Source organism: Thioclava sp. JM3 (assembly GCF_002213185.1).
GTDB classification, from domain to species: domain Bacteria; phylum Pseudomonadota; class Alphaproteobacteria; order Rhodobacterales; family Rhodobacteraceae; genus Thioclava; species Thioclava nitratireducens.
Genome location: NZ_NBOB01000001.1, coordinates 660,547 through 675,615, shown reverse-complemented (window position 1 = coordinate 675,615; position 15,069 = coordinate 660,547). Strand labels below are relative to the sequence as shown.

Below are 15,069 nucleotides of genomic sequence, written 5' to 3'. Positions count from 1 at the left end.
CGATCATGCATTCTGCGATTGAGACTTTCTTGCGCAAGGCGATCTATGCCTGGGCCCTCGCCGGAGGCGGGGTGCTTGCAGCGATCGTCGCCGTAAACGTCTGGACAGTGTTGGGCGGCTTTATCGGGCTGCCCTTCGCGGGGGACTTCGAACTGACGGAGATGGGGGTCGCCATCGCGGCCTTCATGTTCCTGCCCTACTGCCAATTGGCCGATCAGAACGTGACGGCGGATATCTTCACCTCGAAACTGAGCGCCGCCGTGCAGCGTCGCTTCTCGGCCATCGGCTCGGTGCTGGCGCTGGGGTTTGCCGCGCTTCTGCTGTGGCGGATGTATTTCGGGATGCTCGATCAGAAATCCTATTCGCTCGCCACCACGATCCTGCAGATCCCGGTCTGGTGGGCTTACCTTCCCGCGCTTGCCTCGCTTGCGCTACTTTTCATCGCCGCAGCGCTGAGCCTGCGGGACAACTGGACGGGGCGTGCCTAATGGACCCGATTACTCTCGGCCTGCTTGGCCTCGCCATTCTCGTGGCGCTTATCGTCATGCGTGTGCCCATCGCTTACGCGATGATCCTCGTGGGCGCTGGCGGCACCGCGATCATCAACGGCCCGGCGATCTTGTTGAGCCAGCTCAAGACGCTCGCTTACGGTCAATTCTCGATCTATGACCTCTCGGTCGTGCCGATGTTCGTCCTGATGGGGGCGCTGGCCACCAAGACGGGCCTGTCGCGCGACATGTTCCGCGCCGCCAATGCGTGGTTCGGCTGGATGCGCGGCGGCACCGCGATGGCCTCGATCGCCGCCTGCGCGGGCTTCGGCGCGGTCTGCGGCTCCTCGCTCGCAACCGCCTCGACGATGGGCAAGGTCGCCCTGCCGGAGCTGGAGCGCTACAACTACTCTCCCGCGCTCGCGACCGGTTCGGTCGCGGCAGGCGGCGTGCTGGGCATCCTGATCCCGCCTTCGGTGATCCTCGTGATCTACGCGGTGATCGTGGAGGCCAATATCGTCACGATGTTCATGGCGGCACTGGTGCCCGGCCTGATCGCGGTCGCTCTGTTCCTGCTGACCATCGCGATCTATGTCCGCCTCGTGCCGAGCGCGGGCCCTGCGCAGGGCGTGTCGGACAAGGCCGAGTTCTGGGCGGCGACGCGCGGCGTGCTGCCGGTGCTGGGCATCTTCGGCGTCGTCATCGGCGGCATCTATGCGGGCTTCTACAACCCGACGCCCGCCGCTGCGATCGGCGTCTTCGCGGTCTTCGTCTATGGCCTCTTCCGCGGGCTGATGTCGCGCGAAGCCCTGCGCTCGTCCATCCTCGAGACGGCGGGCACCACTGGCATGATCTACCTGATCCTGCTGGGCGCGGAGCTTCTGAAGATCTTCATGTCGCGGGCAGGCGTGCCGCAGGCGGCTGCAGATATGGCGGTGAATTCCGGCCTGCCGCCGATGATGGTGATGGCGATCCTGCTGATCGCTCTGATCGTGCTGGGCTGCCTGATGGACTCGATGTCGATGATCCTGCTGGTGCTGCCCTTCTTCTGGCCGGTGCTGGTCGAGATCAATGGCGGTCTCTACCAGATGGCGGACGGCTCGGGCTTCGGCCTCTCGACCGACGAGCTGAAGGTCTGGTTCGGTATCCTTGCGCTTGTCGTGGTGGAGCTGGGGCTGATCACGCCGCCGGTGGGGATGAATGTCTTCGTGATCTCGGCGCTGGCGAAGAACGTTCCGATGGGCACCACCTTCCGCGGTGTCTTCCCGTTCTTCCTGTCCGAGCTCGTGCGCGTCGCGCTTCTGCTAGGCTTCCCGGCGCTGACGCTGTGGCTGCCTCGCGTGCTTGGTGGTTGATCCACTCAAGACAAGCGGATGAGACGGAACGGGGGGCGCAATTGCCCCCCGTTTCGCATTCACCCCGCGCGCATCGGGGCGAGGGCCTTGTTCTCGACCCCGATCCGCACCCAGAGCATCGCGGCGTTCAGTACGGTGAACAGAACTGCGACCCAGAGCAGGCCCAGTACCATCGGGGCGACGAAGATCTCGGCCACGACCAGCATGTAATTGGGGTGCGAGGCGTATTTGAACGGCCCGCGCGCGACCAGCGGCTCTTCGAGGATGATGATCCGTGTCGTCCAGCGTCCGCCGAGGCTGGTGAGGATCCAGATGCGCAGCACCTGCAGCACCGCAAAGAGAGCGAGCCAGCCGAAGTGTACGGGCTGGCCGAGGCCGAAGACGATCAGGCACAGAATCCACGCGCTGTGCATCGCGACCATCACCGGGTAATGCGCCGCGCCGACCTCATGGGCTCCACGCGCCAGAAGCCGCGCAGTGTTGCGCCTGGCGATGACAAGCTCGCTCAGCCGTTGGACGATGATGAAGGCCAGAAAGAGAACGCTCGGGAGGGACATCACGCGGCCTCCGCCTCGATTTGGGGCGGGCCGACATGGAAGGGCAGGAACGAGGCGGTAAAGCCCGGCCCGAGCGCGCAGCCCATCATCTGCCCGGTCTTGCCCGCATCCAACACCGCGCGCATCACGAAGAGCATGGTCGGCGCCGACATGTTGCCCGCCTCGCGCAGCACGTTGCGCTCGGCATCCAGCACGCCCTGTTCCAGATGCAACGCGGCCTCGATCGCCTCCACGACCTTCGCGCCGCCCGGATGGCAGACATAGCGGTCGATATCGGCTTGTTCGAGGTTCGCGGCCCGCAGCGCGCCCTCCGCCGCCGTCGCGAATTCGGAATTGACGAAGCCCGGGATCGAGCGGTCGAAGATCACGCCGAAGCCGATCTCGTCCACGTCCCAGCCCATGATGTCGAGCGTGTCGGGCCATGTCTTCTGGTGCCCCTGACCGAGCGAGATCACCTGACCCGCGCCCGGCGCCTCGGTGCTGATACAGGCCGCCGCTGCGCCATCGGCGAAGAGGACGGCCGCCACGATATCGGCCTTCTGCATCCGGTCCGCGCGGAAGGAAAGCGAGCAGGTTTCGACCACGACGAGCAGCACCTTCGCCCCCGGACGCCCCGCCGCGATGGATTGCGCCGTCGACAGTCCCGAGACGCCGCCCGCACAGCCCAGACCGAAAATCGGCACCCGCATGATGTCGTCGCGAAAGCCTATCTCGCCCAGAACCTGCGCCTCCAGCGAGGGCGTCGCGAGGCCGGTCGAGCAGACGGTGACCACGCAATCGACCTCCGAACCCTGCCAGCCTGCGGCGTCGAGCGCCGCCTGCGCCGCGTCGATGAACAGCGCTTTCGCGCCCTCCATGAACGCCGCGTTGCGATCCGCCCAGCCGTGGGCTTCCGAGAACCAGTCGATCGGCACGACCGAATAACGCCGGTCGATCCCCGCCGTGTCGAAGGTTTTCGAGAGCCGCTCGAATTGCGGGTAGGTCTCGCCGAAGATGATCTCGGCCCGCTCGCGCACCTCGGATTGCGCGAGGCAATGCGGAGGCAGGGCGGTGGAGAGACCGTGGAGGTAAACTGACATGGCAATTCCTTTTCGCTGAAGGCTGATGCTGGTCAGTCCTTGAGGAAACTGTTCGAAAATCTCGGGGGCGCGCTGGATTGCCCTGTAAGACAACGGCCCGGAGCCGGGTTTGGTTCAGCCGCAAGGAGGAGAAAGCGGGGACGCGCGACGTTATCCTCCAGGTTTAATGTCGCCTTATAGGTGCCAGAAAACGCGCGGTTTTCTGTGATTGGAACTGCACGGCTTTCCGACCTCAACACCAAGCTGTGATCGCTGGCTGGCGCATCGGTTCCACGGTCAGCTTTCGTCATCGACGAAAGACAGGCACGTGAGCGGAACCTGCGGCGGCATACTCTCACTTTAAAGTCGCCTCCTAGGGTTTTGGTTTTGAATGATTTCTCGAAACCGGCGCGCCCCCAACCGAAATGATCCGCGACCGCGACGCCGCAGTGCGGCACACGGCGACTTGAGGCCGAATTCGTGTTTCGAAACCGGTTTCGGCTTTACGAAATCGGTTTCGTTAACCTAGTCTCTCGCCATGGAGGAGATTCGCGACACCGATAAGAAACCGTCCGAGCCGGCACCGCGCCGGGTTCGGATCTCTGACCTTGCGCAGGCGCTGGGGCTGACCAAGAGCACCGTGTCGCGCGCGCTCAACAACTATTCAGACATCTCGCCCGAAACCCGCGAACGCGTGGCGCGGGTGGCAGCCGAGATGGGCTACGCGCCGATGCCCTATGCGCAGGCGGTGCGTACGGGGCGGGTGCGGGCGCTGGGGCTGGTGCTCGAACTGGACGCACCGGACCGCTACGGCCCGTTCCTTACGGATTTTCTGGGCGGGATCACGCAGGAAGCCTCGCTGGAAGGCTGGACCCTGACGATCGCCTCGTCGAATTCGCGCGAGGAGATGGAGGACACGGTCACGCGGCTTCTGCAGGAGCACAAGGTCGATGGTTTCATCCTGCCGCGAACGCAGGTCGTCGACCCGAGGGTGAAATTCCTGCAATCGAAACATGTGCCCTTCGTTCTGTTCGGCCGCACCGGTCACGGCAAGCCCGATCCGGGCCTGTCGTGGTTCGACGTCGATGGCGAGGGGGCGATGCGCGCTGCCGTCGCGCGTCTGGCGGGTTTCGGCCATCGCCGCATCGCCTTCGCCGGGTCGCATTCGAGCTACAATTTCGCGCTGTTGCGCCGAGACGGCTACCGAAAGGGGCTGGAAGAGGCCGGATTGCCCTTCGATCCCGCGCTCGAGGTGATGGAGGTCTCGAATCGCGCGGAAGGGGCCGAGGCCGCGCGCCAGTTGCTCGATCTGGCCGAGCCCGCGACGGCGATCGTCTACTCCACCGACGCGACGGCGCTCGGCGCCTATGACGTGGCGCGCGAGCGGGGGCTGACGATCGGGCGCGATCTGTCGGTCATCTCCTATGACGGCATTCCCGAGGGCCGGATGGTTGATCCGCCCCTCACGACATTCGCAGTCGACAGTCAGCATGCGGGCGCGCGTCTCGCGTCGCTGCTGATCGCGCAGCTCCGTGGTGCGCCGCCCGGTGAGCTGACGGAACTGGTGGCGGCGCAACTGGAACCGGGAGGCTCCGATGGGCCGCCCGTCGACCCATAAGAGTAACGCAATCTACCGGGAGGAAAGTAAATGAAATCGATACTTGGACATAAAACGGCGATGCTGATGGGCTCGACCGTGCTTGCGCTGATGGCGGGCGCCGTCGCGGTGCAGGCGCAGACGATCAAGTTCTGGACCACCGAGGAACAGCCCGAGCGTCTGGCCAAGCAGCAGCAAATGGCCGACGACTTCAAGGCCAAGACCGGCATCACCGTCGACGTGATCCCGGTCACCGAAAGCGACCTGAACCAGCGCGCGACCGCAGCCTTCGCGGCGGGGGACCTGCCCGACGTGATCTACACGCCGCTGCAGAACGTGCTGCCCTGGACCGATGCGGGCATTCTCGACACGCTGGCGAGCTCGGACGTGGTCGACAAGCTCGATCCGGCGACCTTCGCGCCCGGCGCGCTGAAGATGGTCGAGACCGATGGCGATTACGCCGCGGTGCCGGTCGATGGCTGGACGCAGATGATCCTCTACCGCAAGGATCTGTTCGACAAGGCGGGCCTCGCGCCGCCGACCGATTTCAAATCGATCGAGGCCGCGCTCGACAAGCTCAACGATCCGCCGAACATGTATGGTTTCGTCGCAGCGACCAAGGTCGACGACAACTACATGAGCCAGATCCTCGAGCAGATCTTCCTCGCCAACGGCGTCTCGCCGGTGGGGCCGGACGGCTTCAAGCCGCTCGACGAGAAGAAGACGGTCGAAGTGCTGAACTTCTACAAGAAGCTGGCCGACGCCTCCCCGCCCGGCGAGAACTACTGGAAGCAGTCGCGCGAGCTGTATTTCGCGGGCAAGGCGGCGATGATCATGTGGTCGCCCTTCATCCTCGACGAGCTGGCCGGCCTGCGTGACAGCGCTCCGCCGATGATCAACGATGACCCGACCTCTACCGAGCTGTCGAAGGATACTGGCGTCGTGACCAACCTCGCGGGCCCGTCGAATCCCGACGGTGCGAGCTGGGCGGACCTGCGTTATTTCACCATCACCGCCGACGCCGACACCGATGCGGCCGAGAAATTCGTCGATTACTCGATGAATGACGGCTACGAGCAGACCCTGTCGATCGCGCCCGAGGGCAAGTTCCCGACCCGTCGCGGCACCGACGCGGATCCGGAGAAGTTCACCAAGCTCTGGGCGACCCTGCCGGTGGGCGTGGATCGCAAGGCGCCGCTCAAGGATCTCTACGATCCGGCCGTGGTCGACGAGATCACCAAGGGTCTCGACACTGCACAGCGCTGGGGCGTGAAAGACGGGCAGCTCGCGCTGGCCTCGAAGATGCTCAACAGCCAGGTCATCAACCGGGTTGTGCGCGACTTCATCGACGGCAACATCTCGGCCGAGGATGCGGTCGCGAAGATGAACGACGAGCTGGGCAAGATCAACTGATCCGATCTCTGGCCGGGGCAGGGCGGTCGCGCCTTGCCCCGGGGTCGAAGCCCGCTCTGACTGCATGGATTGGAGACTGTCATGACCGACATATCGCCGCCCAAGGGGCGCGGCGCGCTTGCCCGTCGCGAAGCGCGTCTCGCCTGGGGCCTGCTGTTCCCGACCATCGCGATCGTGGCGCTCGTCGTGATCGTGCCGCTGCTGGCGATCTTCTGGATCTCCGTGAAGCCGGTGACGTTGGGCGATCTGCGTCCGGCCGAGATCCGCACGCGGGTGGCGCTGCGCGAGCGGGGCGATCAGCCGCTTCTCGAGTTGCGCGTGATCAATCCGTCGGGCGAGCAGGAGATGACCAAGGCGGGGTTGAATGTGACCCTGCCCGAGGGCGTAACGCTGACCGGCGATCTGCCTCAGGGCTGCGCGATGGACGGGCAGGACCTGTCTTGCGATTTCGGCACGCTCGAACCCGGCGCGAACGAGCGGTTCCGCGTCGATGCGCAGGTGACCGGCGATACCCGCGCGGCAGAGCGCGCGATGCGTGACGCCGAGGTCACGGCGACCGGTCACGTCTCGAACGTCCTGACGAATTCCACCTTCACGCTCGAGAACTTCCGCCGGCTCTTTTCGGGCAGCGAGTTCTGGAGCGTGCTGGGCATCACGCTGTTCTACACGGTCTTCGGCACGCTGGGTGCGCTGGTCGTGGGGCTTTTCGCGGCGCTGCTGCTCAACAAGAGCTTCCGCGGGCAGGGTATCCTGCGCGGGCTTTACCTGTTTCCCTATGTGGCCCCGGTGATCGCGGTGGCCTTCACCTGGATCACGCTCTTCGATCCCTATTCCGGCTCCGCCAACGCGCTGCTGGTGCAGATGGGAGTGAGCGAAGGCGCGATCAACTTCTTCGGGGCCAAGCCGCTCGCGCTGATCATGGTGACGGTGTTCGAGATCTGGCGCTATTTCCCGCTCTCGTTCCTTTTCATCCTCGCGCGGATGCAGAGCATCGACACGGATATGTACGAAGCGGCGGATATGGACGGGGCCTCGCCGTTCCAGAAATTCTGGTATCTCTCGATGCCGCAGCTGCTGGGGATCCTCTCGGTCCTGTTCCTGCTGCGCTTCATCTGGACCTTCAACAAGTTCGACGACATCTTCCTGCTCACCGGCGGTAATGCCGGCACGCGGGTTCTGACGGTCAATGTCTACGAACAGGCTTTCGCGGTGTCGAATATCGGTGCGGGAGCCGCGGTCGCCGTGGTGATCTTCGCCTGCCTTCTCGTCTTCTCGGGGCTGTTCTTCCGCACCATGAGCCGGGAGGAAGGGCTATGAAAATCCTGCACAAAGGCTATCTCGCCGGACCGATCATCGGAGCGCTCTGGGCGCTGGTCATGTCGGTCACGCTGGGGGTCGCGATTTCCTTCGCCACCGGGGCTGCGGCCAAGCCCGCTCTGATCGGCTCGCTGATCCTCGGGCTTGCGACCGGGTTTGCCCGCGTGCGCATCGCCAATCGCTGGGCTGCGGATGCGGTGGCGGTGGTCGTGGCGCTGGTGCTGATGGCCATCGGCCTCGGCGCGCTGCAATTCGACGAAAGCTTCAACTTTGTCTGGCGCTTCGTCCTCAGCGTTGTGCTCGCGGGCACGGTGTCGATCCCGCTCAACTCGATCCTGCGCGAGCTGCAATTCGGCGCGCTCACCCGCCACCAGTTCGAGGATGCGGTGATCCGCTTCCTGACCGGTTTCGGCTACATCTTCTTCACCGCGATCGTGGTCATCCCGTTCTACGTGATGGTCATGACCTCGATGAAGTCGCAGCAGCAGCTGATGCTCAACCCGCTCGATTTCTCGATCGACCTGAGCCGGGGCTGGCACCTGTTCGACAGCTATTACGAGCTGATGACGCGGTTCCATTTCGGCCGCTACCTCTGGACGAGCTTCTATGTCTCGGTGCTGACCGTGCTGCTGACGCTGCTGTTCTCGGTGCCCGGCGCCTATGCGGTGGCGCGGCTGCGCTTCCGTGGGCAGAAAGTGTTCTCGCGCGGTATCCTGCTGATTTACATGGTGCCGATGATCGTGCTCGCGCTGCCGATCTACATCGCCTACTCGATGGTGGGTCTGCGCAACTCGATCCTCGGGATCGTGATGATCTATCCGGTCACCACTATTCCCGTCGCGCTCTACATGCTGCAGGGCTATTTCCGCGGCCTCCCCGTCGAGGTCGAGGAGGCGGGGCTGATGGACGGGCTCTCGCGGCTCAAGGTGATCTGGAAGATCACGCTGCCGCTGGCGCTGCCCGCGATGGCCTCGGTCGGGCTCTATGTCTTCATGATCGCGTGGAACGAGTTCCTGCTCGCCTTCATGCTGCTCGACGATCCCAGCAAATTCACCCTCACGCGAGGCATCGCCTCGCTCAACTCCTCCGAGATCCCGCGCCAGCACCTGATGGCGGGCGCCGTCATCGCGACGGTGCCGATCATGGCGCTGTTCCTCGGGCTCGAACGTTTCATGACCCGCGGCCTGACGGCCGGCGCGGTGAAAGGATAAGACATGATGACCGAAACTGTGGCCGCCACCGATTTCTCCGACCGGGACGCTGCGGCGCGCGAAATCCTCACGCAGAACGACCGGGGCGGCTACACCGTGCCGACCGATGGCCTCTATCCCTACCAGTGGAACTGGGACAGCGCCTTTGCGAGTCTCGGTTTCGCCGAATTCGACCTGGACCGCGCCTGGCAGGAAATCGAGACGCTGTTCACCGGGCAATGGGACAGCGGCATGGTCCCCCATATCATCTTCCACAAACCCGATCCGGGCTATTTCCCCGGTCCCGACGTCTGGGGTTGCAACGGGCCGATCGCGTCCTCGGGCATCACCCAGCCGCCCGTGGCACTCAGCTTCGCGACGCGGCTTCTGGCGGCCGATCCGGAGGCGGGGAAAGCTCGCTTCGCGGCCCTTTATCCGAAGATGCGCAAATGGGCGGAGTGGTTCCTGAAATGGCGCCGTGACGAGAAGGGCGCGATCTTCGTGATCCATCCATGGGAATCCGGCCGCGACAATGCGCCGGACTGGGACGACGCGATGAGCAAGATCGACCCGCAGGACGTGGGCTATTACGAGCGCCGCGACACCCAGCATGTCGACGCCTCGATGCGCCCGACGAAATACGATTACGACCGCTATATCTGGCTGGTGCAGCGCGCCAAGGCGCTGGATTGGGACGATGCCAAGGTCGCCGAGGACAACCCGTTCAAGGTGGCCGATCCGACCATGCATTTCATCCTGATGCGGGGCCTGCGCGACCTTCTGGCGGCAGGTGAGGCGCAGGATCTCGATACCGGCGACATGGCCGCGCAGCTGGCCGAACTGGAGGCCGGTGCTCAGGCGCTGTGGAACCCCGGCATGGGCTTCTACGACAGCTACAACTGCAACAACGGCATCTGGTCGAACGCGCTGAGCAACGCCTCCTTCCTGTGCTGGTTCGGCGGGCTCGACGCGCCGCAGATGGAGCAACACCTCGCCCGCGTGCTAGATGCCGCGCCCTATGGCGTGCCCTCGCTCGCGCCGTTCGATCCGCGCTTCGACGCGAAGCGCTACTGGCGCGGCCCGACCTGGGGGATGATGAACATGATGATCGGCGAGGGCGCCTCGGAACGGGGCGTCGCGCTTGGCGAAGAGGTCCGCAAGCGCACTCGCGAGGTGATCGGGCGCTACGGTTTCGTCGAGTATTTCGACCCGATGACGGGCGCGGCTGCGGGCGGCAAGGCATTCACCTGGACGGCGGCCGTCTGGCTCGCCTGGGCCGGCAAGGAGGGCTGACATGGGTTCGATCACGTTAAACGGTGTCGAGAAATGGTTCGGCGAGGTGCAGGTCATCAAGGGGATCGACCTCGAGATCAAGGATGGCGAATTCGTCGTCTTCGTGGGGCCCTCGGGCTGCGGCAAGTCCACGCTTCTGCGGATGATCGGCGGGCTTGAGGATACCTCGCGCGGGGCGATCGAGATCGACGGCGCGAATGTCACCGATCAGCCGCCCTCGAAGCGCGGCCTCGCGATGGTGTTCCAGTCCTACGCGCTCTATCCGCATATGTCGGTGGCCGAGAATATGGGCTTCTCGCTCAAGATGGCCGGGGCGCCGCAGGGCGAATGGCGCGCCAAGGTCGACGAGGCTGCGGACATCCTGAAACTGCAGAGCTTCCTCGACCGGCGGCCCAAGGACCTGTCAGGCGGGCAGCGTCAGCGCGTGGCGATCGGGCGTTCGATCGTGCGCGACCCGACCGCGTTCCTTTTCGACGAGCCGCTGTCGAACCTCGATGCGGCGCTGCGCGTGGAGATGCGGCTTGAGATCGCGCGGCTGCACCGCAATCTCAAGCGCACGATGATCTACGTCACCCATGACCAGGTCGAGGCGATGACGCTGGCGGACCGGATCGTGGTGCTGGAATATGGCAAGATCGCGCAGGTCGGCACCCCGCGCGAGCTCTACGAGAAGCCCGCGAACCTGTTCGTGGCGCAATTCATCGGCAGCCCGAAGATGAACGTGATGCCCTGCGCGGTCTCGGATGGCCGCTACAGCCTCGAAGGCGGGCGCAGCGGGGCCTGTCCCGCGCCGCAGACCACGCAGCTTGGTATCCGGCCCGAGCATATCTCGCTCGTGGCTGAAGGCGAGGGGCAATGCGACGGTCGCGTCGATGTGGTGGAATTCCTGGGCGCCGATACGTTCATCCTGTTCGATTGCGGACCGCTGGGCGCGATCAATGTGCGCGTCGCGGGCGATACCGACCTGCGCCCGGGCGATGTCTCTGGGTTGGCCTTCGAGGCCGACCGCACGGTGTTCTTCGACGCCGACGGCATGGCGGTCTGAAACCGCGCGCGCCCGGGCGCTCATCCCGGGCCGCAGGGCAGGGCGCAGGCCTTAGCTCGCCGTTCAAAGGCACCGAAATCGGCAGTCCGGTGCCTTTTGGCGATCGGGCTGTTGTACTGGCGGAAGGTCGGGCAAGCGGCGGCGTTTACATAATTTTTCTCAATAATCATTGGGTTCCGTGACGCTTTTCTCAAATTAATGTTACCGGCGGACGATTGCTGATCGGGGCCGTGGAGGCTAGGTTTTGCGGCAATCGTCGAGCGGGCGCATTCGCGTGCATTGCGCAACCTGATGGTCGACGATGGGCCGAGACGCTCCTCCGGGTGGGAAAACACGCCCGTGCGGGGAGGTCAGGCGGTCTCATCACGCGCAAAGCGAATGCGGTCCGACAACGATCGCAAACAATCCAACGGATGAGAGGAAAACACATGCGGAAGACGACACTTCTCGCGGTCGCCGGTGCGACTGCAATTGTGACCGGTTTTGCAGCTCAGACCGGGACTGCCCGCGCTGCCGAGCAGTGCGGCGACATCTCGATCGCCCAGATGAACTGGGCCGCTGCCGAGGTCACCACCAACATCGCGAAATTCATGCTGGACCAAGGCTACGGCTGTAACACCAGCCTGGTCAAATCCGACACCATCCCGGCCATCACCTCGATCGCCGAAAACGGCCGCCCCGACGTCGTCACCAACCTGTGGCTGAACTCGGCCGGCGACGCCTACAAGAAGCTCGAGAGCGAAGGCAAGATCAAGCGCGTCGCCAAGACGCTCCAGCCGGGCGGCGTCGAAGGCTGGTGGATCCCCACCTACCTCGCCAAGGAGCACCCCGAGCTGAAGACCATCGAGGGCGTGATGGCGCACCCCGACTGGGTCGGCGGCACGTTCAACAACTGCCCGGACGGCTGGGGTTGCCGCGTCGTGAGCGACAACCTGATCAAGGCGCTCGACCTCAAGAGCTCGGGCATCGAGGTGTTCAACCACGGCTCCGGCCAGACGCTCGCCTCGTCGATCGGTTCGGCCTTCGCCGACAAGAAGCCGTGGTTCGGCTACTACTGGGGCCCGACCGTGGTCATGGGCAACTATGACATGACCCGCGTCAAGCTTGGTGACTACGACAAGGCCAAGTTCGACAAGCTCCAGAACAAGGACACCAAGGATCCGCAGGTTTCCGACTTCCCGGCAGCGCCCGTGCTGACCTCGGTGACGAGCGACTTCGCGAAGACCCACCCGGCCGAGACCGAGTTCTTCTCGAAGATGAGCTTCAAGACCGACACCATGTCGAAACTGCTCGCGTGGCAGGACGAGAACAAGGCGTCGGGTGAAGAGACCGCGGTCTACTTCATCAAGAACTACCAGGACACCTGGAAGAACTGGCTCAACGCAGACGCCCAGAAGAAGCTTTCGAAGCTGATCGGCGGATGATCGTGACGCGCGCTTGATGCGCACACCTTGGACGGGGCCGAGGCAGGCCCCGTCCTTTTTCGATCCATCACGCAACAACATGGGGCGGGTCCTCCCCAATGACCCGGAAAACCAATGGCAGCTTACGAGAATTTCTTTAACGCCGTGGGGCTGAAGGACTGGTGCTCGGCTGGCGGTGACGGTGGCGGCGGCATGACGTCGATGGCCGACCTGATCGCACAGACCGACGGCACCACGACGCAAGGCCCCTCCCTATGGAACTGGCCCTTTCCCTCGCTCGACGCCCTCAACAAGGCCTGCGCGGCGATCCCGCCCTCGCGCGACGTGACGCAGGGCCTCGAAGACGGATTTCTCGCGATCCGTGGCGGTCTGCGTGCCGTCGTCGACCCGCTGACCCAGCCGCTGAGCTGGGCGCTGCGCGACATGCTCTGGATCATGACCAACACGCCGTGGTGGCTGATGGTGCCGATCCTGATGCTGATCACCTGGCTGGTAACGCGGTCCTGGAGACTTGTGGTCTTCGTGCTGGTCTCGATCGCCTTCCTCGCCTTCATCAACCATTACGACGCGGCGATGCAGACACTGGCGATCATCTTCGTCTGTGCGTTCATATGCGTTCTCTTCGGCGTGCCCATAGGTATCGCGATGTCGCGGAGCGACAGGCTCCAGCGCACCGTGATCCCGATCCTCGACATGCTGCAGACGCTGCCGCCCTTCGTCTACCTGATCCCGCTGATCTTCCTGTTCTCGGTGACCGAGCCGAAGCTCTACGGTATCGCGATCATCCTCTACGCGATCGTGCCCGTGGTGCGCCTGACCGATCTCGGCATCCGACTGGTCGATCCCGACGTGATCGAGGCAGCCGACGCTTTCGGCATGACCAAGCGCCAGAAGCTGTTCGGCGTGCAGATCCCGCTCGCGCTGCCCAACATCATGGCCGGCGTGAACCAGACGATCATGATGAGCCTCGCCATGGTGGTGATCGCTTCGCTCGTCTCGGCCCCGGGTCTGGGCGTGCTTGTGCTGCGCGGTATCCGGTCGCTCGAACTGGGTGTTGGTCTCGTGGCGGGCTTCGGCATCGTGATCATCGCGATCCTGCTCGACCGCGTGACGAAAGCCTCGCTGGCGCGGATCGACACCAGCAAGAGCGGCAAGTGAGGAGACAGGCATGACCAAGGAAATCAAGGTCTCGATCCGACATCTCTACAAGATCTTCGGGTCGGATCCGCAAGCGGCGCTGGAAGACGTGAAGGCAGGCATGGGCAAGCCGGAACTGCTCGAGAAGCGCAACCACGTGCTCGGGCTCAGCGACATCAACGTGGACATGAAAGAGGGTGAGATCACCGTCATCATGGGGCTTTCGGGCTCGGGTAAATCCACGCTGATCCGGCACCTCAACCGGCTCATCGAGCCGACCGCGGGGGAAGTTCTCGTCAATGGCGAGAACATCCTCGACTATAACGAGGCGCAGCTGCGCAAGCTGCGGCGCGAGCGGATGTCGATGGTGTTCCAGAAATTCGCCCTTCTGCCCCACCGCACGGTGGCGGAGAACACGGCGATGGCGCTGGCCACCCGCGGCTTTCCGGCCTCGGACTATGTCGCGGAGGCAGAGAAATGGCTCGACCGTGTCGGGCTCGGGGGCTACGGGGACCACCACCCGCACCAGCTCTCGGGCGGGATGCAGCAGCGCGTGGGGATCGCCCGGGCGCTGGCGTCGAACTCGGACATCATGCTGATGGACGAAGCTTTCTCGGCGCTCGATCCGCTGATCCGGACCGACATGCAGGACCTGCTGCTCGAGCTTCAGGCCGAGCTGCACAAGACCATCATCTTCATCACCCACGATCTGGACGAGGCGCTCAAGCTCGCCGATCACCTGGTGATCCTGAATGACGGTCGGGTGGTCCAGCAGGGCGAACCGCAGGAGATCCTTCTCAACCCGGCGGATCCCTACATCGAGGACTTCGTGGCCGACATCAACCGCGCCCGCGTGCTGCGCGTGCGCTCGGTGATGGAGCGTGGCGCGCCGGAAGGCGAAATGTCCGGCGATATCGACGGCAACGACAACCTCGAGAGCGTCATCGCCAAGGCGGAAGGGGCGCTCGACCGCCGCTACCGCGTGATGATGGGGGGCGAGCCGGTGGGCAGCCTCACCATGCCCTCGATCATGCGCGCGCTGGTGCCCGCGCAATCCTCGGGCGAAACCGCCAAGAGGTAAGAAGAAAGGAATCCGCCCCTGTATTGGGGCGGGTCCGACCCGCCGCGCGACAGGCGCGGGCTTTTCCCAAATATAAGCGTGGGATGCCGCAGGAGCGGGGTGCGCGCTGCCCGG

Annotated in this window: 13 protein-coding genes; 11 read left to right on the top strand and 2 right to left on the bottom strand. The window is 64.3% G+C overall.

Annotation, left to right across the window (positions count from 1 at the left end; genetic code table 11):
- Positions 1–5: 5 nt before the first annotated feature.
- Both B6V73_RS03155 and B6V73_RS03150 read left to right on the top strand, forming a co-directional pair.
- A complete protein-coding gene (locus B6V73_RS03155; RefSeq protein WP_088724473.1) occupies positions 6–488 on the top strand; it encodes a TRAP transporter small permease subunit in 483 nt (160 codons plus the stop codon).
- The gene (locus B6V73_RS03150; RefSeq protein ID WP_075777037.1) at positions 488–1,843 is read left to right on the top strand and encodes a TRAP transporter large permease subunit; all 1,356 of its coding nucleotides are present in this window, start codon (positions 488–490) and stop codon (positions 1,841–1,843) included. Before B6V73_RS03155 ends, B6V73_RS03150 begins: the two co-directional genes overlap by 1 nt.
- Before the next feature lie 59 nt (positions 1,844–1,902).
- Here B6V73_RS03150 and B6V73_RS03145 read toward each other — a convergent pair whose 3' ends face one another.
- Both B6V73_RS03145 and B6V73_RS03140 read right to left on the bottom strand, forming a co-directional pair.
- Entirely contained in the window at positions 1,903–2,400 is a 498-nt protein-coding gene (locus B6V73_RS03145) for an isoprenylcysteine carboxylmethyltransferase family protein (protein ID WP_088724472.1), read from the bottom strand.
- Positions 2,400–3,479: a type III polyketide synthase gene (locus B6V73_RS03140; protein ID WP_088724471.1), complete on the bottom strand. Its 1,080-nt coding sequence runs from the start codon at positions 3,477–3,479 to the stop codon at positions 2,400–2,402. Before B6V73_RS03140 ends, B6V73_RS03145 begins: the two co-directional genes overlap by 1 nt.
- Positions 3,480–3,996: 517 nt before the next feature.
- Here B6V73_RS03140 and B6V73_RS03135 point away from each other — a divergent pair.
- The 9 genes from B6V73_RS03135 (at position 3,997) to B6V73_RS03095 (ending at position 14,955) form a co-directional block, all read left to right on the top strand.
- On the top strand, positions 3,997–5,076 hold the full coding sequence (locus B6V73_RS03135) for a LacI family DNA-binding transcriptional regulator (protein ID WP_088724470.1): 1,080 nt from the start codon (positions 3,997–3,999) through the stop codon (positions 5,074–5,076).
- Positions 5,077–5,106: 30 nt separating this feature from the next.
- On the top strand, positions 5,107–6,468 hold the full coding sequence (locus B6V73_RS03130; protein ID WP_088723274.1) for an extracellular solute-binding protein: 1,362 nt from the start codon (positions 5,107–5,109) through the stop codon (positions 6,466–6,468).
- Between the two features lie 81 nt (positions 6,469–6,549).
- On the top strand, positions 6,550–7,785 hold the full coding sequence (locus B6V73_RS03125) for a sugar ABC transporter permease (RefSeq protein ID WP_075777041.1): 1,236 nt from the start codon (positions 6,550–6,552) through the stop codon (positions 7,783–7,785).
- Positions 7,782–8,996: a carbohydrate ABC transporter permease gene (locus B6V73_RS03120; protein WP_088718381.1), complete on the top strand. Its 1,215-nt coding sequence runs from the start codon at positions 7,782–7,784 to the stop codon at positions 8,994–8,996. The genes B6V73_RS03125 and B6V73_RS03120 overlap by 4 nt, the downstream gene beginning before the upstream one ends.
- 3 nt (positions 8,997–8,999) lie before the next feature.
- On the top strand, positions 9,000–10,268 hold the full coding sequence (locus B6V73_RS03115) for a hypothetical protein (RefSeq protein WP_233243052.1): 1,269 nt from the start codon (positions 9,000–9,002) through the stop codon (positions 10,266–10,268).
- A 1-nt stretch (position 10,269) separates the two neighbouring features.
- Positions 10,270–11,313: an ABC transporter ATP-binding protein gene (locus B6V73_RS03110; RefSeq protein ID WP_075777043.1), complete on the top strand. Its 1,044-nt coding sequence runs from the start codon at positions 10,270–10,272 to the stop codon at positions 11,311–11,313.
- Positions 11,314–11,741: 428 nt separating this feature from the next.
- Positions 11,742–12,737: an ABC transporter substrate-binding protein gene (locus B6V73_RS03105; RefSeq protein WP_088718383.1), complete on the top strand. Its 996-nt coding sequence runs from the start codon at positions 11,742–11,744 to the stop codon at positions 12,735–12,737.
- A 114-nt stretch (positions 12,738–12,851) separates the two neighbouring features.
- Positions 12,852–13,895: an ABC transporter permease subunit gene (locus B6V73_RS03100; protein ID WP_075777045.1), complete on the top strand. Its 1,044-nt coding sequence runs from the start codon at positions 12,852–12,854 to the stop codon at positions 13,893–13,895.
- A gap of 10 nt (positions 13,896–13,905) precedes the next feature.
- A complete protein-coding gene (locus tag B6V73_RS03095) occupies positions 13,906–14,955 on the top strand; it encodes a betaine/proline/choline family ABC transporter ATP-binding protein (protein ID WP_075777046.1) in 1,050 nt (349 codons plus the stop codon).
- Positions 14,956–15,069 lie beyond the last annotated feature (114 nt).